The sequence below is a fragment of the Halopseudomonas salegens genome, assembly GCF_900105655.1.
GTDB lineage: Bacteria > Pseudomonadota > Gammaproteobacteria > Pseudomonadales > Pseudomonadaceae > Halopseudomonas > Halopseudomonas salegens.
Genome location: NZ_LT629787.1, coordinates 3,694,136 through 3,717,842, shown reverse-complemented (window position 1 = coordinate 3,717,842; position 23,707 = coordinate 3,694,136). Strand labels below are relative to the sequence as shown.

The window sequence follows — 23,707 nt, the reverse complement described above, 5'->3', positions numbered from 1 at the left end:
CCCCTGAGGCCGGGCTGAGCGCCCGGCTGGTCAGATCAGGAAACGCCGAAAATCAGCGGTTTCCGTCCTGTTGCTTGCGGCCATAGCCGCTTTTGGTGCAGCCCAGGCAGCGCACGAAGGTCTCGCGACCCGGCCGCACCACCAATTCACGACCTGCTTCCGGGATATTCCCTCCCATTGCCGTGAAGGGCAGGCTGACGACAAAGACAGTCGCACCCACCGCCGTCACGCCCAGCAGCAAGGGGCGAGCAATCAGCAGGTCACTGGTCATGGCGAAGATGCCCGGTTCACTTTCTTCGTAACCGTAGGCGTTATCGGCCGCCAGCACACTGGCACTGAGCAGAATACCGGCGAGTACAGCAGTAGTTTGACGTAACAGGCGCATGATTGGATCCCTGGTTGTGGCCCGATAGGCATTGTTATTGGCGAGCAACACTCGTCCCGAGCACTGCATACACCTTTCCATTGTAGGCATAAATCCCGATGTTACGGAATCCGCGGCAAAAAATTTTGGTAAGTGCTTGAAATGTCGATACTCACCTAAACAGATGCATCAACACATAGTTGGTAGGCGGTGTTGCCAGCGCAGTGTTTCAGCCTGGTTGAGGCTGCCAAGTATTTGTGTAATTAATTAGCGCTTTCCTAACGCTGGCAGCTGGAGCAGTAGACACTCGACCGCTGGCCCAGCCGGCATTCGGACAAGGTGCGCCCACAGACCTTGCACAACTCGCCGCCGCGGCCATAGACAAACAGCTCCTGTTTGAAATACCCCGGCTGCCCGTCACCACCGGTAAAGTCACGCAAGGTCGTGCCGCCGCGTTCAATGGCATAGGCCAGAATGCGCTTGATCTCCAGCGCCAGCTGCACATAGCGCGCCTTGCTGATGCGCCCGGCCTCGCGCCGCGGATCTATCCCGGCAGCAAACAACGCCTCACTGGCATAGATATTCCCGACCCCGACCACCACTGCATTGTCCATGATGAACGGCTTCACCGCCGAGCGTTTGCCCCGCGAACGCTGGTACAGCAATTCACCATTGAACGCTTCACTTAACGGCTCCGGCCCGAGGCTGGCCAGCAAGGGATGGGCCATGGGGTCATTACTCCACAGCAAGGCACCAAAGCGGCGCGGATCGGTGTAGCGCAGCGCCAGCCCCGAATCCAGCTCGATATCCACATGCGCATGCTTGGCCGCCGGCGTACCGATCGGCACCAGACGCATATTGCCCGACATGCCCAGATGCCCGATCAGCACCCCGCCGCCGATATGCATCAACAAATACTTGGCCCGACGATCAATCCGGGTAAACACCTGATCCTCGATCTGGATGGCCAGATCCTCCGGAATCGGCCAGCGCAAACGCCGGTCACGCACGATCAACTGCGTCACCCGTTTGCCTTCCAGGTACGGCGCAATACCACGGCGGGTGGTTTCTACTTCAGGTAATTCAGGCATGCAGCGCTTCGCTCTCTGACAATCAAGGGGCGGGAATCAGGCAGGCGCCATGGTAGCAAGAGAACAAAAAAGGGGCAGCAACTCACGCGACTGCCCCTGGGCTTTTGTGTAACGGTGATGGAAACACTGATTAAATCGGTTTATGTGTGTCAGCCTGATTGGCGCCGACCGGCTCTGGACACGCCGTAAACCCTTCCCTGGGGGCTCGTAGATGCCATCCCTGGCATCTAACGGTCCAGAGCCGGTCAACGCCAATCAAGCTGGTAGAGATTGTGCAGTTAATCAGTGTTTCCCTACCGCACCGGCTCAACGATTGGAAAATCATGCGGTGGCTCTTCCAGCATCTGCAGCAAGCCAAAGAAGGCATTGGGTTCACCGTCCAACGTGATCTGACCGCTTTGTACCGCTTCCGGGAAGGTCGTTTTGGCCAGCAGGATCTGATCCAGGGCGCCCCGGGTCATGCTGACGCTGACATGCGGCTGCTCAGCCAGGGTGCCGGCCCGATAAGTCAGGGTCGAGTTTTCCAGGTTCAGGCGGAAATCTTCTTCCAGATCCGTCAGCGTCCAGTTGATCACCAGGTGCTTGCCGGCTGCCTTGTCAGGATTCAGGCGCACCGCCAGCAAGTCAAAAAACATACCCGCTTCCAGCGCTTGCAACATATCCGGCTGCAGGCCACCACGGGGCAATTCGTCTACCCCGTTGCGCAGTTCCTGGGCACCCGTCAGATAGGCGCCACGCCAGGTACCGGCTTCCGCCTGATACCCCAACTGCTCCAGTGCATCGGCTGCCAATTCACGGGCAGCGCGATTGTCCGGCTCGGCAAACACCGCCTGGTTCATCACCCAGGCCACCCAGCGATAATCGCCCTTGGCAAAATCTTCGCGCGCCCGCTCAATCACTTGTTCAATGCCACCCATGTAGGCAATGGTGCGCGACGCATTCTGCTGCGGCGGCAAAGGATCCAGGTTGGCCGGATTGGCATCGTACCAACCCATATAGCGCTGATAGATAGCCCGCGCATTATGCTTGACGGTGCCGTAATAACCGCGCGAAGACCATTCCTGATCCAGACTGGCGGGCAAGATCAGGTTCTCGGCAATATCACCCGGCAACTCACCCCGATTCATCCGACGCACTGCCTGGTCATGGATGAACTTGTACAGGTCACGCTGCCTGGCGAGAAAGTGCTGGGCCTGTTCGCGCTCCCAGATCGGCCAGTGGTGCTGGGCAACCAGAATATCGGTGCGATCGCCGAAACGCTCCAGCACCTTGTCGATATAGTGCGACCAGGCACTGGCATCCCGAATCGCTGCGCCCCGGATGGTATAGATATTATGCAGATGCTGGCTGGTGATTTCTGCCGTATTGAGTACCTTGAACTGCGGGAAAAACATCATCATTTCCGACTCGGCTTCAGTGCCGTGGGCCATCTGGAACTCGATGGTGATGCCGTCAATCTCCAGCGTCGCGTTATCCGGCACCGTATCGGTTGGCGCAATCAGCGAAATCGGACCATTACCCAGTGCCTTGCCCAGCCCGGTATCGACATGACCCCGTTCACCCGGCGGCAGGTCATTACCAAACTGATAAATCGCCCGCCGCGTCATGGCATTGCCGGCGATCACATTTTCCGCTACCGCGTGCTGCATAAAACCGTAGGGGGCATACACCTTCACCTTGCCGGACCGCACCTCCTCTTCACTGGTGACCCCTTTCACCCCACCGAAGTGGTCGGCATGATTATGGGTGTAAAGCACAGCGACCACCGGCTTTTCAGGGCGATGCTGATAATACAGCTCAAGCCCTGCCCTGGCCGTCGCGGGTGTCAGCAACGGGTCAATAATGGTCAGCCCGGTCTCGCCCTCGATAATGGTCATATTGGCCAGATCCATGCCGCGAATCTGGTACATGCCCTCAACCACCTCGAACAAACCGTGGATGGCGTTCAACCGCGCCTGCCGCCACAGACTCGGATTGACTGTATCGGGTGCGGTTTCCTTTTGCAGAAAGGCATAAGGCGCCATATTCCAGGCCGTGTGACCGGTGTCGCTAACCACCAGGCCGTCCGGCAAGGCGCCGATGAAACCGCGCCGGGCATCATCAAAGGCCCGCGTATCGGCAAAAGGCAGTTGTTCAAGCACCGCAGCATTGGCCCTAGTGGTGGCAGGTTCGGCAGCTTTCGGACTGGCCAGAACTGTGCCGGCCAGGACCAGGCCGAACAGGCCCACGCCAACCCGGCAAGAGAATGAGTTATGCATTGTTATTTTCCTGTACGCAATGAAACGCAACCAGCCTGACAATCGGCAAAAGTGATTCCGACCCATCAGGCTTCATGAAAACCGGGACATCACACCCAGCCAGAAGTGAAGCCCTGGCACGCAAAAAGCGCAAAGGGCTACCTGTCGCTGTCGAGGTGATTATGTCCTTGAAGGGAGTATGCGCGGAGGGAGCAAGGTTGACCGTGACCGAACAGGCCGAAATGCTGGTAATTCTGGACAATCGGATGATGGAAAACCGCAGTTTGGCAGCTTAGTCCTGACACCAGCGCTTGCGCGCATGCAGGTAGGCCGTTGTTTCGCTGTAACCCAGGCGCTCAGCCAGTTGGGCCCTGCTCAGCCCTTGCAGCTCAAGATACTGCTCAAGGTCAGCGCGCACGTGATCCAGAATGGCACGGTAATTAATGCCCTCATCGGTCAAGCGGCGACGCAGGGTTCGCGAACTCTGGTGCATGTCACTGGCCACACTTTCCAGGCTCGGAACGCGGCCCTCCAGCAACGCCTTGCGACTGTGCAACGCCACCTTGCCGGCCCAGCCATCCAGTTGACGACGACTGGACAGACGCCGGTCCAGCTCACCGCAAATCACTTCGGTCAGCACCTGATTGTGCCCCTGCATTGGCAAGTTCGCTGTGGCGTGGTCAAACAACAGCCGATTGTGCTCACAGCCAAACTCGACCGATGGACCAAAACACGCCGCATAGGCCTCAGCATAGTGCGGACGGGCATGCCGGAACTGAACCCGCTGCGGGTAAAGCCGCTGACCGGTGGCATGCCGCAACATGGTCAACGACATCACAGCGTAATGCTCTATCAGATAGTGCGCATACTCATCCGGCTCATCGACTGACAGCTCGATCCCCATCAGGCCCTCGGCGTCGACATGCCCAACCTGGTGCGCCTCGGTAACCAGCGGCCCGTACTTGCGCCACAGACGAAAAGCCGTTTCAACCCGGTCAACAAAAAGTGTCAGGTAGGCCACTATGTGCCAGTCCTGGGGCGTAAAGCGGGCGAACAGATGCAAGCCGATGGCCGGATCAACCTCCCCGGCAAGCTGCCACAGACGCCCCAGCTCGACCAGGCTGAAATCACGCTGATCAACACCCGGACGCTGCAGGAATGCCTCCAGCATCCGCCCCATGGGGCCACGGTGATAACGAGAAATCGGCTGGGCGGGTGGCGGTGCAGGTATGGACGCCTCTGTCATGGCACTGAACCTCCCGAAATACATAATGATGGAACCATTGAGAATGCTGTCATTATGCGCGCTAGTCAGCTACTGGTTTAAGGCTCTTGGCTGTCAGCTTTGCCCTTACCCATACAGCCAATACGTAAACAGCAACAGCAGCAGCAACAAGGGCATCACGCTCAGCACAAAGCGCCCATTCCAGCCAAAGGCCACCTGCATCGGCGGCACGCCGCTGTAACGCGACAGGATCAATGTCGAGGGCCCGAAGGGGGAGAAAATCATTGCCAGCGAGAAGCCGCACATCAAGCCCACCGCCGGTGTCAGAATCGGCACACCCAACAGGTTCAACTGCGCCAGCAACCCCGCAATCAACGACAGTGACACAATGGGCGCCACCCCTATCACCGCCAGCGTGATGGTGCTGAACAGGCTCGCTATCGCCAGCAGCACATTGTATTTCGGCTCCTGCGCCAGCCAGGCTGCCAGCTGTTCCAGTGGCGCTACGGCCCCGAGGATGCCACCCAGAAGCGCGGCACAACCAAAGATGAACATCTCGTTGTGCATGCTCATCATATTCTCACCGACCTGACGCAGCGCCAGCTTCGGCGAGCGATCACGCCAGAGCAGATAGGTAATCACCCCCACCGGCACCAGCACCATCGCCGACTGCGACGCCGACAAGCCCGAAAAGGTGGCCAGCACACCAATTGCCAACAAGCCCAGCAAACTGCCCAAGAGCAGAGAAATCATGCCATCGGCCTTGGATGCATCACCAATGCTGTCACGCAACGCAATCAGCCCCTGGGTTTCCCGGTACCAACCGACACCAATCATCATCATGGCCGCAACAATGCCGAAAGGCACCATGATGCTCCAGGACAACTCCGGCATCTCGCGGGTAATGATCGCAATGGTCACACTGGTCGGCGCCAGCAAGGGCACCAGGGCAAAACCGCGCAACGTGGTTACCATCACACTGCGCAAACCGGCAATGCGGTCCGCCTCGGACAGCGAATAGCGTTTCAGATGCTCCACCAGGGTGCCGCAGAGCAGGTTCATCATGCCGAAATTGAGAATCGAACCAATACTGCCCGCAGTCAGCACATAACGTGGATAGAGAATCACATTCGGGCCCGTAAGCAAGGCCTTGTGCAAATCGCGCAGCTGCGGCAAACGCATGGCCAACAACTGCATCAGGCCCAGCGCACCGAGAAACGACGTGTAATAGGCCGCCGAACTGGCCAGCCGAGGCCATAATTCAGCGGATGTCCGCGGGCTGAACAGCGCCGCCAGCAAAACCGCAAACGTAATGATACCCAGCCAACGCGGGTAAGGATTGAGCCGGGTAAAGTGCAACAAGAAATACAACGCAAAAGCCAGTGCCGCCGCCCAACTGAACGACGACAAACCTGACAACAGCGCCAGCAGCTCAAGGGCAACCCCGAGTGGCAGCAGCGCCATTTTCACGCCAACAGACTCATGGCAGATCCTTGCGGTATGCACCCTTCTTGAACACGCCCTCACCAAAACCAAGCAGCTTGCCGTGCTCATCGACCAGATCACAGCTGGCCATGAATATCTTGTGGCCGTTGTTACGGCAGGTCGCAATGGCGCGAATATGGGTGCCGGCCCCGGCCACTGCGGTGAAATTCACATTCATCGACAGGGTAATCGCCACCCGGCGCTCATCGGCCTTCTCCGCCCAGGTACCACACAGGCCCATGGCGATATCGAGCAGGGTTGCGGTAACGCCACCGTGCAGGTTGCTGGCATTGTTCAGGTGCTTTGGCGTCAGCGTCAGCCCGACCACGGCACGATTTTCACTGTATTCCTCCAGCTCGCAACCGATGTCCTGGAAAAATCCGGTCACACTGCGTGCTACCGCCTGCCGTTCTGCTTGATCCACGCTGTTACCTCACCGATATAAAAGATGACTAGACTGATAATTTGCGTTGGACAGGCCTTGTCCGGATACCTGCTGTTCCATTGATGAACCAGCCCTGAGACATAACTTCAGCAGGCGTAGGCATTGTGCGCAAGTGATCCAAATTGGCAAGGCTTGAACTTGCACTGATACTGCGCAGGATTTAATCTCGCACAATTAAACGAAATATTATTCCGCTATGCGAAACAAATAGGGTAAACGAGGAGGCAATGCATGTTCAACCGGATTGGCGTAATTGGCGCTGGCGCCATGGGCCGAGGTATCGCCCAGCTGTTCGCTACCAGCGGCCAGCAAGTGCAGCTCTACGACACCCGCAGCGAGGCCATTGACGAGGCGCTGGCATTCAATCGCAAGTTGCTGGAGCGGTCGGTCGCCAAGGGCAAGCTGAGCCAGGACGAACTCGACGCCATCATGTCGCGTATGCAGCCGGCCACTGACCTGAAAGAGTTCAAGGACTGCGATCTGGTCATCGAAGCCATCGTCGAAATCCTCGAGGTAAAACAGAAAGTTTTCGGCGAGCTCGAAGGTATCGTGCGCACTGATTGCGTGCTGGCCACCAACACCTCCTCCCTGTCGGTAACCCGCATTGCTGCCGGTTGCCAGAACCCGGAACGTATTGCCGGCTTCCACTTCTTCAACCCCGTACCCTTGATGAAAATCGTCGAAGTGGTCCGTGGTGCGCGCACCGATGAGCGCTATATCCAGGGCCTGGTCGAGCTGGCGGACAAGGCCGGGCACTTCCCGGCAATCACACCGGATACCCCCGGTTTCCTGGTCAACCACGCCGGCCGCGCCTTCGGTACCGAAGCACTGCGCATGCTCAGCGAAGGTGTCGCCACGCCGCAGCAAATCGACCGCATCCTGCGTGATGGCCCCGGCTTCCGCATGGGTCCGTTCGAGCTGTTCGACCTGACCGGGCTGGATGTATCCCATGCGGTCATGGAGTCAGTGTACGAACAGTTCTACCACGACCCGCGCTACACGCCGTCTTTCATAGCCGCGCAACGCGTGGCTGCAGGCCTGCTTGGGCGCAAGACTGGCCAGGGGTTCTATCGCTACGAAGACGGCCAGAAAATTGAAACAGCGGAAGCAACACCGGAAACCTTATTGATCGACCGCCCGTTCTGGCTCGACAGCCATGATGCCGCCGTTCGCAGCGATGTGCATGCGGTACTGACGGTCGCTGGTGCAACACTGGAAACCGGTAACTTGCCGAGCGAAGAGGCCATCTGCCTGGTTACCCCACGGGGTGAAGATTGCACCCATGCCCTGGTGCATCAGGGGCTGGATGCCAGTCGCACCCTGGCTCTGGATACCTTTGCCACCTGGGACAAGCGCCGCACCCTGATGCGCAACCCCGCGACCAGCGCCGACGTCGCGGCCCAGGCCCGCCAGGCACTGAGTGCTGACGGCGTTCCGGTAGAACTGATCAACGACTCACCCGGTTTCGTTATTCAGCGCCTGATCGCCAGTGTGATCAATCTGGGTTGCGAAATCGCGCAGAAAGGCATAACCACCCCGGAAACCCTCGACCGGGCGCTGCAACTGGCGCTTGGTTACCCGAAAGGCCCACTGGCCTTCGGCGAGCACTACGGCAAACAGGCCGTGCTCGAGGTACTCAACAACATGCAGGCAGTGTATGGCGAGCCGCGCTACCGCCCGAGCCCCTGGCTGCGTCGCCGGGTACAGCTCGACCTGCCGCTGACCACCCCGGATTCTCAGGAGTAATCGATAATGACTGCCTATATTTATGATGGTTTGCGTTCCCCCTTCGGCCGCCACGCCGGCGCCCTCGCCAGCGTGCGCCCGGATGACCTGCTGGCCGAAGTGATGCGTGCACTGGTTGCGCGCAACCCCTTTGCCGGCGAAGACTACGAAGACGTGGTCATGGGCAATACCAACCAGGCCGGCGAAGATGCGCGCAACATTGCCCGCCACGCCGGTTTGCTGGCCGGCTTGCCGCCGGAAGTCGCCGGGGTTACCGTCAACCGCCTGTGCGGTTCCGGCCTGGCCGCCATTCTGGATGCCTCGCGCGCAGTAAAAAGCGGCGAAGGCGAGCTGTTCGTCGCCGGCGGTGCCGAGAGCATGAGCCGCGCGCCCTTCGTAATTGCCAAGAGTGAAAGCCCCTATTCGCGGGATTTCCGTGCCTTTGACAGCACTATTGGCGCGCGCTTCCCCAACCCCAGGGTGGAAAAGGCCTTTGGCGACGACACCATGCCGCAAACCGCAGACAACGTGGCCGCCGAGCAGGGCATCAGTCGCGAAGAAGCGGACATCTATGCCGCCCGCAGCCAGGCGCTGTATGAAAAGGCGCGCAGCGAAGGCTTCTTTACCGATGAAATTCTGCCGATCGAAGTCAGCCAGGGTCGCAAGAAGCCGGCCAAACTGGTCGATCAGGACGAACACCCGCGCCCGCAGAGCAACCTCGAAGCCCTGTCCGGGCTGCGTCCGTTGTTTGAAGGTGGCGTAGTGACCGCGGGCAACGCCTCCGGTGTGAATGACGGCGCTGCCGCATTGATCATCGGCAACGAGGCGGTCGGGCAGAAATATGCCATCAAACCCCGTGCACGCATTATCAGTGGTGCCGTGTCCGGCGTTGCGCCCCGCGTGATGGGCCTGGGCCCGGTTGAAGCCTGCAAGAAAGCGCTCAGCCGTGCCGGCCTGAGCCTGGCCGATATGGACGTGATCGAGATCAACGAAGCCTTTGCTGCCCAGGTGCTGGGCTGTTGCAAGCAACTGGGCATTGCCTTTGATGATCCACGCTTGAACCCGAACGGTGGCGCCATTGCCGTTGGCCACCCGCTGGGGGCTTCGGGTGCACGCCTGACACTGACCGCCCTGCGCCAGCTGGAACGGACCGGCAAGCGCTATGCACTGGTCAGCCTGTGCATTGGTCTGGGTCAAGGTGTTGCTACGGTTATCGAGCGCCTCGATTAAACGCAGTGAGTGGCGGCAAGCATCAGCTTGCCGCTGCGGCTTAGGCTTTCTGTTAGAGTAGGCGGCTGTATCCAGCACAGAGGCTATTCAAAAGATGTCTACCACCTCCAACCCGTTTGAATGGCTCGGTGCCGCTCTGGGCACAGTTATTCGGGTCATAATCGATAGCCTTATGTGGCTGTTCGATATGATTACCGGGGCCAGTACGGCCTTTATCAACGGCTTCTCGCAGGCGCTCGGGGTCGACAGCGGCATTCTTACTTTTGCCGCCGTGATACTCGGCCTGTTTCTGATTTACCTTGGCGTGCAGCGTATGTTTCGCAAGCGCTTTGTTGCCGGAATAATCTGGATTTTGCTCGGCCTCTGGCTGCTCAGCGCGCTGATTCGCTGACATTGCGCTGCCCATACGGTTGTCCTGGCTGGCCGTAAAGGGCTAGGCTGAAGACGTTTTCCAATCACGTTATCCACTTGCAAGGAGACGATTATGGGTTTTGCTTTTTCCAATGAACTGACCTTGAACAGCAGCAACTTTGATCCCGCCAGCCCGATTCCAAAACGGCACACCGGCGAAGGAGCCGATGTGTCGCCACAGTTGAGCTGGGCCAATGCTCCGGCCGAAACCAAAAGCTACGCGATCATTTGCCACGACCCGGATGCCCCACTGATCACCCCGCGCGGGACCTATGGCTTTGTCCACTGGACGCTGTACAACATTCCCGGCTCGGTGAATGCCCTGAGCGAAGGCATTCAGGAATACACCCGCGGCAAGAATGACTTTGGCAACAGCGGCTATAACGGGCCCATGCCTCCGGAAGGTCACGGCCTGCACCAGTACTATTTCTGGGTTATTGCCCTGGATGAAGACCTGCAGCTGCCACCTGGCCTCACCCTGTGGGAGTTGCTGGCCAAAATCGAGCCACATGCGCTGGCCATGAACCGCCTGATCGGTACTTACAAACGCGGCTGAGTTTACCCCTCCCTCCGGGTGGCACGGCGCCTGCCGTGCCACCTTGCCTGTCAACGCAGTTCGGAATCCCCGATGACTACCTCTACGACCCATGCCCTTGACCAGGCCATTCGCCTGCAAATGACGGCGGCCAATCAATTCAGTGGCCATTGCGATGAAACCTACCTGAATATGGTCGGCCCCTTTGGCGGTATGACCGCTGCCACTCTGCTGAATGCCGCCTTGCAACACCCCGCTCGCCTCGGTGATCCGGTGTCCCTGACGGTCAACTTTGCCGGCCCGGTTGCCCTCGGCGATTTCGAGGTCGAAGCCACACCCTTGCGCACCAACCGCTCCACCCAGCACTGGTTGCTGTTGTTGCGTCAGGACGGTGAGGTAATGACCAGCGCCACCGCCTTCTTTGCCAACCGCCGGGAAACCTGGTCAGAGCAGGTAGCTGCCTGCCCGCAGGCCCCTGCCGTCGACGAGCTACCCCGCATGGAGCGGCATGAACGGGCCTGGTTCAAGCATTACGATATGCGCTATATCAGTGGCGTCTTCCAGCCAGGCGGCGAAGAGTCCAATGACAGCCTGCTCTGGGTGCGTGATGAGCCACCACGGCCACTGGATTTTGCCGCGCTGACAGCGATTGGCGACATTTTTGCACCGCGGATTTTCAGCCGCCGCCAGGCATTCACCCCGGCGGGTACCGTGTCGATGACGCATTACTTTCATGCCACTCAGGACGACCTGCAACGCGCCGGTAGCGACTTTCTGCTTGGCCAGGCCGGCGCCAGTCGTTATCACCACAACTATGCCGACCAGATCGCACACCTCTGGGCAAGCGACGGCACCCTGCTGCTGACCAGCACGCAGGTAGCTTACTTCAAGGAATAGTCAGTTCCGGGCCAACCGGTGGGTGGCCCGGCCGGGTCATGCCTGCAACCAGGGCATTACCGCAGCGCGCAAGGGCGCATTGAGCAAGGCACGGGTCTCGCGGTAGGCACTGCGAGGCAAGGCCGCGAGGCGTTGCACATGGCTGCGCGCTTCCAGCAGCACATGCTCGCTGGCATGCAGCTCGTCGAAAAAGCCTGCCTGCACCGACTGCTCAGGAGTCAGACCTTGTGCCTGCAGCGCGCAGCGGGACAGCCACTGGGGTGCAACCCGGTCCCGGGCAATCGCCATGGCAGCCTGGGGCATGGTCATGCCAATCGCCACTTCGTTGAGGGCAACCTGCCAGTCCCCGGTGGTGCCGACACGGTAGTCGGCCAGCAGGAGCATAAAGGCAGCCTTGGCCATGGCATGGCCGCTAGCCGCAATCACCAGCGGTGCCGGATAATCCAGCAGGGCCAGGGTCAAGCGGTCGCCCGCGGCACGCATGGCGTCACAGGCAGGACCACCGGCGGCAATCAGCTTGCGATCATAGCCGGCACTGAAACACCCCGGGCGACCACTGATCAGCAAGGCCGCATCCGCGGCGGCTGCCTCGTCGATGGCTGCGAGCAACTCCTCCAGCATGGCTTCGGACAGCGCATTGACCTTGCCGTCATCCAGCACGATCTCCGCCAGACCGTCACTCAGGTTGAACTGCAGCCGCTGACTCATGCTGCCCCCGCCTCGGCACGCGCCTCGTCACGCAGCACCCGGCGCAACAACTTGCCCACGGTGGATTTGGGCAGATCGTCGCGAATCTCGACGTTTTTGGGAATCTTGTAGCCGGTCAGATGTTCGCGACAATGGGCAATGATGCTTGCCGTATCCAGCTCGGCATCGTGCAGACTGACATACAGCTTGATCGCTTCGCCGGTGCGCTCGTCAGGAATACCCACGGCCACGCATTCGCGGATGCCGGGATGGCGCATGACCGCATCCTCGATATCGTTCGGGTAGACGTTGAATCCGGACACCAGAATCATGTCCTTTTTGCGGTCGACCAGTTTGAGGAAGCCTTCCTCGTCGATCACCCCGACATCACCCGTTTTCAGCCAGCCATCGGCGCTGAAGGTCTTGGCCGTCTCGTCTTCCCGCTGCCAGTACCCCAGCATCACCTGCGGCCCCTTGATCAGCAACTCACCCGGCTCGCCGCGCGCGGTCGGATTGCCGTCATCATCCACGGTTTGCATAAAGGTATCGATCACCGCCTTGCCGATATAGCCCTCGCGGTAGGGCGTGTTCGCGGTCGAGGCGACGACCACCGGTGAGGTTTCGGTCAGGCCATAGCCTTCGCGGATCACACTGCCGGTGCGCGCCAACCAGCGCTTGGCAATTTCGGTATTCAAGGGCGCGCCGCCGGAATTGACCCATTTCAGTCGACTGAAATCGATGGTGTCGAATTCAGGATGCGCCATCAGCGAAACGAACAGTGAGTTGATCCCGGTCAGCAGGGTAAAAGGATGCCGCTTGAGATCAGCGATCATGCCATCCAGATCACGCGGATTGCTGATCAACACGCTATGGAAACCGGTAAATACCGAGGCGATGCAGTTCGCGGTAAAAGCGAAGATATGGTACAGCGGCAAGGGCGAGACGCGCACTTCATTGCCGTACTCGACCTCTCCGGGCTTGAAGATACTGACTGCCTGCAACACATTGCAGAGGATATTGCGGTGGGTCAGCATGGCGCCTTTGGACACTCCGGTGGTGCCGCCGGTGTACTGCAGCAAAGCCAGATCATCCGGGTTCCGCTCGGGGCTCACTGCCGGCAACTCGGTGCCTAGCTGCAATGCCTGCATGAAGCGCGTTTCATCGCTACTGTTGGCTGTCAGCTGCGGCACCTGCAGGTCATCCAGGCTCGTCACTATCAGGTGCCGGATGTCAGTCTCTGCCTGCACCTTGCGCACCAGAGGGACCAGCTTGTCCAGGACGAGTACGGCTTTGGCGCCCGAGTCACTGAACTGATGGCATGCTTCGCTGGCGGTGTACTGCGGGTTGGTGTTGACGATTACCAGCCCCGCCTTGAGCGCAGCAAAGATTCCGATGGTATATTGCAGCAGGTTGGGCAGCAGGATCGCCAGGCGATCACCCGGTTGCAGACCAAGCCCATGGCGCAGGTAACGGGCCAGCTGGTCAGCGCGATCATCCAGGTCGATAAAGCTCAGGGTATCCGTACCGCAAGAGAACGCCGGTTTGTTGCCATAATCTTGCCGAGCCCTGGCGAGAATGTCGTAAATGCTGCGGTGCCCGAGTTCAGCCAACTGGGAATTGACCTGATATTGACCGGGTGACGTCATAGAAACCTCTTAACGGACTATTGTTTTGCAGAGCGGAATAAAATACCAAAAAGATGCTATTCTATCCGATATGACTGTGCAATGATTGAGACGATCAATGGCGTCAAAGTCGAAATGAGACTCGGACACGTCCGTAATAATAGACCGTCGGAGACCGCAGTGCCGGCCCGAACAGACAGCAAGCAGAGCGTATGAACGACGACCTGGAAACCAGCCCAGCTACCCCTGCCGAGCCCAAAGACCGCAAATTCGTCGAGGCGCTGTCGCGTGGCCTGGACGTTCTTCGCGCCTTCAGCCAGGGCGCTGTAGTCATGGGCAATCAGGATATCGCCCGCATCACCGGGCTGCCGAAACCCACTGTCTCGCGCATGACCTATACCCTGACCAAGCTGGGCTACCTCAGCTACTCGCCGCAACTGGAAAAGTATCAACTGGATTCAGGGGTATTGGCACTGGGTTACGCCTATGTATCCAATTTGCGCGTGCGTCAACTGGCCAAACCCTATATGGATGAGTTTGCGCGCACCACCAACACCTCGGTCGGCCTGACTTGCCGTGATCGCCTGTCGATGATCTATGTGGAAAATTGCCGACCCGCCGAAACGACCTCGCTACGCATGGATGTGGGCGTGCGCTTGCCGCTGGCCACCACGGCTGCCGGACGCGCTTATCTGGCCGCAATGAAAGACGAGGAGCGGGCCCACGTACTGGCCGCCATCGAGTCGCGCAATCCGGAGCAATGGCCGGAATGGCGAGCGCAACTGGATGACTGCTTCGAAGATTTCCGTCAGCACGGCTTCTGCCTGTCGCTGGGTAACTGGGACCGCAACGTCAATGCCGCCGGGGTACCCCTGTATCTGCAGGACGGCACCATCATGGCCCTGACCTGCGGCGCGCCGTCCTATCTGGTCTCCGAAGAGAAAGTCAAAAACCAGCTGGCTCACCAACTGGCGATGCTCGCCCGGGATATCGAACGCCTCGGCGTCTGACGCCAGGCAATCCGGGTTTACCTCGCAACGGCACTCGCTTTTCCATCGCCAATCAGCGCAAACAGGGCTGAATGCGGCATTAACTGATCGCCGGTCTATAACCGGCTATCGGTCCGGTTGGCGGGTCGCTGACACATCATCTTTACTGATAAATCCCCATTCTCCACAAACCAGGCATCGACAAGCCGCTTTATTTTTTGTATTTTGCCTAGCGGAATATGATTTCATTATTTCGCATAGTGGAATTCAGAAATCTCTGCAAACGCAGGCCGGCCTTCTCAACAAGGCCAGAACAGACCAGAAGGCGCAGTTGACGGTTGCACATGAGCACGCTGAGCAAGCGCATGCTCGCACCGGCTTTTAACGCGTTCGAGGCCACGCAGCGAGTTTGCAGCGGTTTCCTGAAATGAATCACCTTAACGGAGGTTACGCATGTCGGACGTGGTCACACTGGAACGCCAGGGCCCCATAGCAGTCATTCGGGTCAACAACCCCCCGGTCAACGCGTTGGGTATTGCCGTACGTGAAGGCTTGCAGAACAGCTTCAAGGCAGCCGAGGCGGATGCCGAGGTCAAGGCGATTGTTCTGGTCTGTGAAGGTAATACCTTTATTGCCGGTGCCGATATCAAGGAATTCGGCAAGCCACCGAAGAGCCCGGGCCTGCCGGAAGTGGTCAACGACATCGAAGCCGGCAGCAAGCCGAGCATCGCCGTGATCCACGGAACTGCTCTGGGCGGTGGCCTGGAAGTTGCCCTCAGCTGTCATTATCGCATTGCGCGCAAAGACGCCAAGGTCGGCCTGCCGGAAGTCAAACTGGGTCTGCTGCCTGGTGCCGGTGGTACCCAGCGCCTGCCCCGCGTAGTGGGCGTCGAAAAAGCACTGGACATGATTGTCAGCGGTGCACCGATCAGCGCAGTGGAAGCCAACGAGCTGGGCGTAGTCGACGAATTGTTCGACGGTGACCTGCTGGCAGCCGGCAAAGCCTTTGCCGAGCAACTGATTGCCGATGGCAAGGGTGCCCGCCGCACCGGTGAGCGTACCGACAAGCTGGAAGGCGTGGATAACGCTGCCCTGGTCGCCGCCAAGCGTGCCGAGATCGACAAGAAAATGCCCGGCCTGTTCTCGCCGCAACGCTGCGTATCCGCCGTCGAAGCCTCCTTTACCCTGCCACTGGCCGACGGCCTCAAGCGTGAGCGCGAGCTGTTCGGCGAATGCCTGACATCACCGCAGCGCGCGGCACTGGTGCATGCCTTCTTTACCGAGCGTCTGGCCTCCAAGGTCGACGACCTGCCGAAAGATACCCCGGTACGTGAGGTCAAATCCGCCGGTGTGATCGGTGGCGGTACCATGGGTGTCGGTATTGCCATGTGCTTTGCCAATGCCGGTATTCCGGTGAAGATTCTGGAAATCAGCGACGAAGCCCGCGACAAGGCCATCGAACGTGCCCGCGACACCTACGGCATGAGCGTCAAGCGCGGCAGCCTGAGCGAAGCGGCGCTGGAAAAGCGCATGGCGCTGGTCAGCGGTATTACCGATTATGCCGACCTGTCCGATGTCGACCTGGTCGTGGAAGCCGTGTTTGAAGATATGGGCGTCAAGCAGAAGGTCTTCGAGGCACTGGACGCCAACTGCAAGCCCGGCGCTATTCTCTCGTCCAACACCAGCTCGCTGGATCTGAACGAGATTGCCAACTTCACCAAGCGCCCGGAAGATGTCGTCGGTCTGCATTTCTTCAGCCCGGCCAACGTGATGCGCCTGCTGGAAGTGGTGCGTGGCGCCAAGACCAGCAACGATGTGCTGGCCACTGCCATGGCCATCGGCAAGAAACTGAAGAAAGTCGCCGTGCCGGTTGGCGTCTGTGACGGTTTTGTTGGCAACCGTATGGTGTTCCAGTACGGTCGCGAGTCCGAATTCCTGCTGGAAGAAGGCGCTACCCCGGCTCAAGTCGATGGTGTGCTGAAAAAGTTCGGCATGGCCATGGGTCCCTTCGCCATGCGTGACCTGTCTGGCCTGGATATCGGCCTGGCGATTCGCAACCGTCAACGCGAGACCCTGAGCCCGGAATACAAACTGCCGACCATTCTCGGCAAGATGGCAGATGCCGGCATGCTGGGGCAGAAAACCGGCAAGGGCTTCTACGTCTACGAAAAAGGGTCGCGCACACCGCTGGAGAACCCTGAGCTGCCCGCCATTCTGGAAGCAGCCTCGAAAGAGCAGGGTATCCAGCGTCAACCGCTCTCGGATGAGTACATTCTTGAGCGTTGCATGTATGCATTGATCAACGAGGGCGCCAAGATCCTCGAGGAAGGCATTGCCCAGCGGGCGAGTGACATCGACGTAATCTACATCAATGGTTACGGCTTCCCATCGCATCAGGGTGGTCCGATGTTCTATGCTGACAGCATTGGCCTGGACCGTGTCTATGCCCGCATCTGCGAATTCCATGAACAGCATGGTGCCTGGTGGAAACCCGCACCGCTGCTGGAAAAGCTGGCCAAGGAAGGGCGCAAGTTCGCTGATCTGTGATGACTCGGGATGGTCCGCCGTGAGGCGGGCCATCCACTACCTGTATTTAAACGAGGAAAACCCATGGAAATCCATTTCACCCCTGAACAAATCGCCTTCCGCGATGAAGTGCGTGAATTCATGAAGCAGGAGCTGCCTGCGGATATTTCAGCCAAGGTCAAACTGGGCAAGCACCTGTCCAAGGAAGACCACGAGCGCTGGCAGAAAATTCTGTCCGCCAAAGGCTGGTACGCGCCCGGCTGGCCGGTCGAGCACGGCGGCACCGATTGGGGTCCGATCGAGAAGCATATTTTCGACGAAGAATCCGCTGCTGCCGGCGCCCCGCGCCTGGTGCCTTTCGGCGTCAACATGGTGGCTCCGGTTATCATCAAGTTCGGCACTGAAGAGCAGAAAGCCCACTACCTGCCGCGTATCCTCGACGGTACCGACTGGTGGTGTCAGGGTTACTCCGAGCCAGGCGCCGGTTCCGACCTTGCGTCGCTGAAAACCCGCGCCGTACGCGATGGCGACCACTACATCGTCAATGGTCAGAAAACCTGGACAACACTGGGCCAGCACGCCAACTGGATCTTCTGTCTGGTACGTACCAATCCTGAAGCCAAGCAACAGCAAGGCATTTCCTTCCTGTTGATCGACCTGGACACCCCCGGCATCACCATGCGCCCGATCCATACCCTGGACGGCGAGCATGAAGTCAACGAAGTCTTCTTCGATGACGTCAAGGTACCGGTGGAAAACCTGGTCGGTGAAGAAAACAAGGGCTGGACCTGCGCCAAGTACCTGTTGACCCACGAGCGTACCGGTCTGGCCGGCATCGGCGCCTCCAAGGCAGCGCTGAGCAACCTCAAGCGCATTGCCAGCAAGCAACTGAAAAATGGCCAGCCGCTGATCGAAGACAGCATGTTCCGCAGCCAGATCGCCGAAATCGAAATGTCACTGATGGCGGCTGAAATGAGTACCCTGCGCATCGTCGCGGCAGCCTCCGAAGGTGGCGTGCCTGGCTCGGAAAGCTCGATCCTCAAGGTTCAGGGCACTGAAATCCGTCAGACCATTACCCATCTGATGCGCAAGGCGCTGGGGCCCTACGCCCTGCCCTTCCTGCCGGAAGAAATGGAGTATGGCTACGACGGTGACGTCCTGTTGGAAGACTACAGTCCGTCACTGGCCGGCTCGTATTTCAATATGCGCAAACTGTCGATCTTCGGCGGATCCAACGAGATCCAGAAGAATATCGTTTCGAAAATGATTCTTGAACTTTAAGGAGGTCGACCGTGGACTTCAAATTGACTGAAGAGCAACAGATGTTGAAGGAAACTGCGGAGCGACTGGTACGCGACGTATACACCTTTGACAAGCGCCTTAAATTCAGCGACAGCGAGGCCGGTTTCAGTACCGAGTTCTGGCAGCAGATGGGCGAACTGGGCCTGACCGCCATCCCCTTCCCGGAAGAGCTGGGTGGTTTTGGTGGCAAGGGCGTGGAAACCATGCTGATCATGGAACAGCTGGGTGCCGGCATCTGTCTCGAGCCCTACATGGAATCCGTGATTCTGGCCGGTGGCCTGATCACCCAACTGGGCAGCGATGCACAGAAAGACGAACTGCTGGGTCAGATCGCCAGTGGCGAGCTGCAAGCTGCCGTCGCACTGGACGAGCTGCACAGCCATTACAACCTGCAGGAAGTTCAAACCACCGCCAAGCAATCCGGTGACAAGTGGACCCTGAACGGTCGTAAAGGTGTCGTTATCGGTGGCCACACAGCCGGCAAGATTCTGGTGTCTGCGCGTACCGCCGGCGATGTCCGTGACCAGCAAGGCATCAGCCTGTTCCTTGTCGACCCAGGCACTGACGGTGTCAGCCGTCGCGTCTACTCCACCGTCGATGGCCGCAAGGGTTGCGAGCTGTTCCTGGATAACGCTGAAGGCGAGCTGCTGGGCAGCGTCGGCAATGCCTATGACGCTATCGCCTATCAGGCCGGCCGCGCCATCGCCGCCCTGTGTGCCGAAGCCGTTGGCGCCATGCGCATCACCTGTGACATGACCCTGGATTACCTGAAAACCCGCAAGCAATTTGGCGTACCGATCGGTAAATTCCAGGTGCTGCAGCATCGCATGGTCGACATGATCAGCGAGCTGGAGCGGGCCACGTCCATGACCATCCTGGCTGCCTGTCTGGCAGATGATGATGACAGTGCCGAGCGTACTGCCAAGCTGTCCGCAGCCAAGTTCATCGTCAACCGTGCAGCGCAGTATGTCGCCGAGCAGAGCATCCAGCTGCACGGTGGTATTGCCATGACCTGGGAATACAGCGGCGCGCATTATGCCAAGCGTCTGGTGACCATTTCTCACCAACTGGGTGATGATGACCATCATCTGCAGGCCTATTCGAAAGGCTTGAGCCTGGCCTGATCGTGAGCGCTACCGCCTGATTCGGGCAGAAAATGACCGGATCAGGCGTTTTTGTCACAGAAATCTGTTAAATTGCACTATCGGATAACCGCTTCGACCGTTATCCTATGCACCCTTTTGAATGTCATGCGCCCGCCGGGCGTCTCATAGACCTGTGGAGGACGAACGTCCATGAAAATCCTCGTCGCCGTGAAGCGCGTGGTCGATTACAACGTCAAAGTTCGCGTCAAAGCGGACGGTTCCGGTGTAGACCTCGCCAACGTCAAGATGTCGATGAACCCCTTCTGTGAAATTGCCGTCGAAGAAGCCGTGCGTCTGAAAGAGAAAGGCGTCGCGACTGAAATCATCGCTGTTTCCGTTGGCCCGACCGCTGCCCAGGAGCAGCTACGTACCGCTCTGGCACTGGGTGCCGACCGCGCAGTACTGGTCGAGTCAGCTGACGACCTGAGCTCGCTGAGCATCGCCAAACTGCTCAAGGGTGTGGTTGACAAAGAAGAGCCGCAGCTGGTCATCCTCGGCAAGCAGGCGATTGATTCCGACAACAACCAGACTGGCCAGATGCTGGCTGCACTGAGCGGTTATGCTCAGGGCACCTTTGCCTCTGAAGTTGCCGTTGATGGTGACAACGTCAAGGTCACCCGTGAAATCGACGGCGGTCTGCAGACCATTGATCTGAAACTGCCGGCTATCGTGACTACCGATCTGCGTCTGAACGAGCCGCGCTATGCTTCGCTGCCGAACATCATGAAAGCGAAGAAAAAGCCGCTGGAAACCCTGAAGCCGGAAGATCTGGGTGTAAGCGTCAAGGCTTGCGTCAAGACCCTGAAGGTTGAAGCTCCTGCCGCCCGCAGCGCCGGTATCAAGGTGAAGACTGTGGACGAGCTGGTCGACAAACTGAAGAACGAAGCCAAGGTGATCTAAATGACGATTTTGGTTATTGCTGAACACAACAACGCCGAACTCAATGGCGCCACCCTGAACACCGTGGCCGCTGCCAAGGCGATCGGCGGTGACATCGCTGTTCTGGTCGCCGGTGAAGGCTGTTCCGCCGTGGCTGACGCCGCTGCCAAAGCAGAAGGCGTTACCAAGGTCCTGCTGGCTGACAACGCCGCCTATGGCCACCAGCTGCCGGAAAACATCTCCCTGCTGGTCGCTGAACTGGGCAAGGATTACAGCCACATTCTGGCTCCGGCCAGCACCAACGGCAAAAACTTCATGCCGCGCGTTGCTGCCCTGCTGGACGTCGATCAGGTCTCGGAAATCATCGCCGTTGAAAGCGCTGATACGTTCAAGCGCCCGATCTATGCCGGTAACGCCATTGCCACCGTGCAGTGCACTGCCGATGTCAAAGTAATCACCGTGCGCCCGACAGGCTTTGACGCCGTCGCCGCCGAAGGTGGCAGCGCCAGTGTAGAAGCCGTTTCTTCTGCCCATGACGCCGGTATTTCCAGCTTCGTCAGCGAAGAACTGGCCAAGTCCGACCGCCCCGAGCTGGCTTCCGCCAAGATCGTTATCTCTGGTGGCCGCGGCATGCAGAACGGCGACAACTTCGAAATGCTCTACAAACTGGCTGACAAGCTGGGCGCAGGCGTCGGTGCCTCACGCGCTGCGGTTGATGCCGGCTTTGTACCCAACGACATGCAGGTCGGCCAGACCGGCAAGATCGTTGCACCGCAACTCTACGTTGCCGTGGGTATTTCCGGTGCTATCCAGCATCTGGCGGGCATGAAAGACTCCAAAGTGATCGTTGCGATCAACAAGGATGAAGAAGCCCCGATCTTCCAGGTTGCCGATTATGGCCTGGTGGCTGACCTGTTCGAAGCTGTACCCGAACTGGAAAGCAAGGTGTAAGCACCACGCTTGCAGCAAGACAAAAACCCCGGCTCGCAAGCGTCGGGGTTTTTTATTGCCAGCCGGTTGCAGGCAAAATACCCATGCCAGCATAATGGCATCGACCCCACCGTACTCGGGATACGTCTGCGTGAGCCTGAAAACCCGCTTTCAACTGCTGATAGCCGCCGTACTGCTGATCACCTCGGCGGCAACCTGGGCCGTGTTCGAGCGCATCGCCGAAGGTATCGTTGAAGAGTGGGGGCTGCGCATAGCCGAAATCCAGGTTCGCTATGACAGCGCTCGCCTGCTGCAACCCCTTGAACGGGAAATTGCCCTGGCCATGCAGATGGCCGACTCTACCGTATTGCGTCGCTGGTCGCGCAACCCGCGAGATGCCGATTTGCTCGCAGCCGCCAAAGACGAAATGGAAAGCTTCCGGCGCAACTTCCGCGATCAGAACTATTTTGTTGCCCTGCGCGAATCCGGCGCTTATTACCATAACAACGCCGCCAACGAGTTTGTCGATGAACCCTATCGGTACAGTCTTGATCCGGATGATCCCGACGATGCCTGGTTCTTTTTGCTGATCGAACAGGGCAAGCAATTTCATATCAACATCAACCCCGATGTCGAGCTGGGCGTTACCAAGCTGTGGATCGATGTATTGATGCACGATGATAACGAAATCACCGGCATGGTCGGCACCGGCCTGGAACTTGACAGTTTTCTGGAAGAAATCGTCGACATCGGTCAACCCGGCATTACTACTCTGTTTGTTGATCATAGTGGTGCCATTCAGCTGCACCGCGATCCGGACGTCATTGATTACGCCAGCCTGGTCAAACCCGAAGGCCAGAAAAACAGTATCGACCTGCTGCTGGACGGCGGCGAAGTGCGCATGCGCCAGATGATGGAGCAACTTCGCGCTGAACACGCCGGGCCGGAACAGGTGCTCACCGATTTCGTCAGCATGGATGGCAAGCGCCATCTGGCAGGTATCGCCTACCTGCCCGCAATTGACTGGTTTGAAGTCACCCTGATCGATCTGGACGAACTCATGCCGGTCAGCCATTTCGCTTCGGTTGCCCTGGTGTTCAGCCTGATGCTGCTGGGTGCACTACTGATCATGCATATTGCCTTGCGCCGCTTGCTGCTCAACCCGCTACTGGCATTGGAGCAAGCCATGCTAAAAGTGCAGGCCGGCAACTTCGAGGCAGCCGATGAGTTGCCATCAAGCGAAGGAGAAATTGGCCGCGTGATCAGCCATTTCCGCACCATGGCCCGCGCTATTCGTGACAACACCCGGCACCTCGAAGCCAAAGTGCATGAACGCACCATGGCGCTGGATCGCCTGGCCCGGCATGACGACCTGACCGGCCTGTTCAACCGCCGCGGCATGAATGAACTGCTGCATGAAGTCCAGGCTCGCTGCCTTCGGGACAACCAGACCTACGGCCTGATCTGGCTGGATCTGGACAACTTCAAGGACATCAATGACAACCACGGGCATGGCAAGGGCGACCTGGCACTGCAGACCGTTGCCACCCAATTGCGGGCGGGCATTCGCCCCTACGACCATGCCGCACGCTGGGGTGGCGACGAATTCCTGGTCCTGCTCAATCCCTGTGACCGTTCCACCCTGAGCCTGACCGCCGAACGCCTGCGTGAAATGATCGCTGACGCCTCGGACCAAGATGGCCCAGCCTTTACTGTCAGCGTTGGCGCCTACCTGGCCGCTGCCGACACCTCGCTGCATGACGTACTGCAAGCAGCAGACGACGCCCTGTATCAGGCCAAAGAGGCCGGTCGCAATCAGTGCAGTATCGTAACCCCTTGACCTCCTGTTTTACCTACACTTTCCGTCCCTGCAATTAGTGACAAAATAAGCTTAACTGTGCCTACGACCTTTTGCATTGTGTCTCACGATGAGTAGAATACCATTCTGACAGGCGAAACATAATTGCTATTCAGTTTCG

Annotated in this window: 20 protein-coding genes; 12 read left to right on the top strand and 8 right to left on the bottom strand. The window is 58.7% G+C overall.

Features of this window, described 5'->3' with window-relative positions; genetic code table 11:
* Positions 1 to 52: 52 nt before the first annotated feature.
* From BLU07_RS17165 to BLU07_RS17135, 6 genes are all read right to left on the bottom strand, one after another.
* Positions 53 to 385 (bottom strand): hypothetical protein, encoded by a 333-nt coding sequence (locus BLU07_RS17165; RefSeq protein ID WP_092389336.1) that lies wholly within the window; start codon positions 383 to 385, stop codon positions 53 to 55.
* Positions 386 to 642: 257 nt separating this feature from the next.
* A complete protein-coding gene (gene mutM / locus BLU07_RS17160; protein WP_092389334.1) occupies positions 643 to 1,455 on the bottom strand; it encodes a bifunctional DNA-formamidopyrimidine glycosylase/DNA-(apurinic or apyrimidinic site) lyase in 813 nt (270 codons plus the stop codon).
* Between the two features lie 293 nt (positions 1,456 to 1,748).
* Positions 1,749 to 3,713 carry an alkyl/aryl-sulfatase gene (locus tag BLU07_RS17155; RefSeq protein WP_092389332.1) on the bottom strand — a complete coding sequence of 655 codons (1,965 nt, stop codon included), beginning with the start codon at positions 3,711 to 3,713 and terminating at the stop codon, positions 1,749 to 1,751.
* A gap of 271 nt (positions 3,714 to 3,984) precedes the next feature.
* Complete coding sequence (locus BLU07_RS17145) at positions 3,985 to 4,938, bottom strand: AraC family transcriptional regulator ligand-binding domain-containing protein (RefSeq protein ID WP_157719244.1); 954 nt, start codon at positions 4,936 to 4,938, stop codon at positions 3,985 to 3,987.
* 105 nt (positions 4,939 to 5,043) lie between these two features.
* Complete coding sequence (locus BLU07_RS17140; protein WP_157719243.1) at positions 5,044 to 6,387, bottom strand: hypothetical protein; 1,344 nt, start codon at positions 6,385 to 6,387, stop codon at positions 5,044 to 5,046.
* Between the two features lie 10 nt (positions 6,388 to 6,397).
* Positions 6,398 to 6,826 (bottom strand): PaaI family thioesterase, encoded by a 429-nt coding sequence (locus BLU07_RS17135; protein ID WP_092389324.1) that lies wholly within the window; start codon positions 6,824 to 6,826, stop codon positions 6,398 to 6,400.
* 252 nt (positions 6,827 to 7,078) lie between these two features.
* On the opposite strand from BLU07_RS17135, the gene BLU07_RS17130 reads away from it, so the two are divergent.
* The 5 genes from BLU07_RS17130 (at position 7,079) to BLU07_RS17110 (ending at position 11,645) form a co-directional block, all read left to right on the top strand.
* On the top strand, positions 7,079 to 8,593 hold the full coding sequence (locus BLU07_RS17130; protein ID WP_092389322.1) for a 3-hydroxyacyl-CoA dehydrogenase: 1,515 nt from the start codon (positions 7,079 to 7,081) through the stop codon (positions 8,591 to 8,593).
* A gap of 3 nt (positions 8,594 to 8,596) precedes the next feature.
* A complete protein-coding gene (locus BLU07_RS17125; RefSeq protein WP_092389320.1) occupies positions 8,597 to 9,802 on the top strand; it encodes a 3-oxoadipyl-CoA thiolase in 1,206 nt (401 codons plus the stop codon).
* A gap of 94 nt (positions 9,803 to 9,896) precedes the next feature.
* Positions 9,897 to 10,193: a hypothetical protein gene (locus tag BLU07_RS17120; protein WP_092389318.1), complete on the top strand. Its 297-nt coding sequence runs from the start codon at positions 9,897 to 9,899 to the stop codon at positions 10,191 to 10,193.
* 93 nt (positions 10,194 to 10,286) lie between these two features.
* A complete protein-coding gene (locus BLU07_RS17115; RefSeq protein ID WP_092389316.1) occupies positions 10,287 to 10,769 on the top strand; it encodes a YbhB/YbcL family Raf kinase inhibitor-like protein in 483 nt (160 codons plus the stop codon).
* A gap of 72 nt (positions 10,770 to 10,841) precedes the next feature.
* Positions 10,842 to 11,645 carry an acyl-CoA thioesterase gene (locus tag BLU07_RS17110; protein WP_092389314.1) on the top strand — a complete coding sequence of 268 codons (804 nt, stop codon included), beginning with the start codon at positions 10,842 to 10,844 and terminating at the stop codon, positions 11,643 to 11,645.
* A 36-nt stretch (positions 11,646 to 11,681) separates the two neighbouring features.
* Here the strand turns inward: BLU07_RS17110 and BLU07_RS17105 are convergent, their stop codons facing one another.
* Together BLU07_RS17105 and BLU07_RS17100 are read right to left on the bottom strand one after the other, a co-directional pair.
* Positions 11,682 to 12,353 (bottom strand): crotonase/enoyl-CoA hydratase family protein, encoded by a 672-nt coding sequence (locus BLU07_RS17105; protein ID WP_092389312.1) that lies wholly within the window; start codon positions 12,351 to 12,353, stop codon positions 11,682 to 11,684.
* Positions 12,350 to 13,978 carry an AMP-binding protein gene (locus BLU07_RS17100; protein WP_092389310.1) on the bottom strand — a complete coding sequence of 543 codons (1,629 nt, stop codon included), beginning with the start codon at positions 13,976 to 13,978 and terminating at the stop codon, positions 12,350 to 12,352. Before BLU07_RS17100 ends, BLU07_RS17105 begins: the two co-directional genes overlap by 4 nt.
* A gap of 191 nt (positions 13,979 to 14,169) precedes the next feature.
* Between BLU07_RS17100 and BLU07_RS17095 the strand changes: the two genes are divergently transcribed.
* The 7 genes from BLU07_RS17095 to BLU07_RS17065 all read left to right on the top strand — a co-directional run bounded on the left by BLU07_RS17095 (position 14,170) and on the right by BLU07_RS17065 (position 23,568).
* A complete protein-coding gene (locus BLU07_RS17095) occupies positions 14,170 to 14,967 on the top strand; it encodes an IclR family transcriptional regulator (protein ID WP_092389308.1) in 798 nt (265 codons plus the stop codon).
* Positions 14,968 to 15,399: 432 nt separating this feature from the next.
* Positions 15,400 to 17,493, top strand: coding sequence for a 3-hydroxyacyl-CoA dehydrogenase NAD-binding domain-containing protein (locus tag BLU07_RS17090; RefSeq protein ID WP_092389306.1), 2,094 nt, complete (start codon positions 15,400 to 15,402; stop codon positions 17,491 to 17,493).
* 63 nt (positions 17,494 to 17,556) lie between these two features.
* The gene (locus BLU07_RS17085) at positions 17,557 to 18,753 is read left to right on the top strand and encodes an acyl-CoA dehydrogenase family protein (RefSeq protein WP_092389304.1); all 1,197 of its coding nucleotides are present in this window, start codon (positions 17,557 to 17,559) and stop codon (positions 18,751 to 18,753) included.
* Positions 18,754 to 18,764: 11 nt separating this feature from the next.
* Positions 18,765 to 19,898, top strand: a complete 1,134-nt coding sequence (locus tag BLU07_RS17080) for an acyl-CoA dehydrogenase family protein (protein ID WP_092389302.1) — start codon at positions 18,765 to 18,767, stop codon at positions 19,896 to 19,898.
* Positions 19,899 to 20,069: 171 nt separating this feature from the next.
* Positions 20,070 to 20,819, top strand: a complete 750-nt coding sequence (locus BLU07_RS17075; RefSeq protein ID WP_092389300.1) for an electron transfer flavoprotein subunit beta/FixA family protein — start codon at positions 20,070 to 20,072, stop codon at positions 20,817 to 20,819.
* On the top strand, positions 20,820 to 21,749 hold the full coding sequence (locus BLU07_RS17070) for an electron transfer flavoprotein subunit alpha/FixB family protein (protein WP_092389298.1): 930 nt from the start codon (positions 20,820 to 20,822) through the stop codon (positions 21,747 to 21,749).
* A 130-nt stretch (positions 21,750 to 21,879) separates the two neighbouring features.
* The gene (locus BLU07_RS17065) at positions 21,880 to 23,568 is read left to right on the top strand and encodes a GGDEF domain-containing protein (RefSeq protein WP_092389296.1); all 1,689 of its coding nucleotides are present in this window, start codon (positions 21,880 to 21,882) and stop codon (positions 23,566 to 23,568) included.
* Positions 23,569 to 23,707 lie beyond the last annotated feature (139 nt).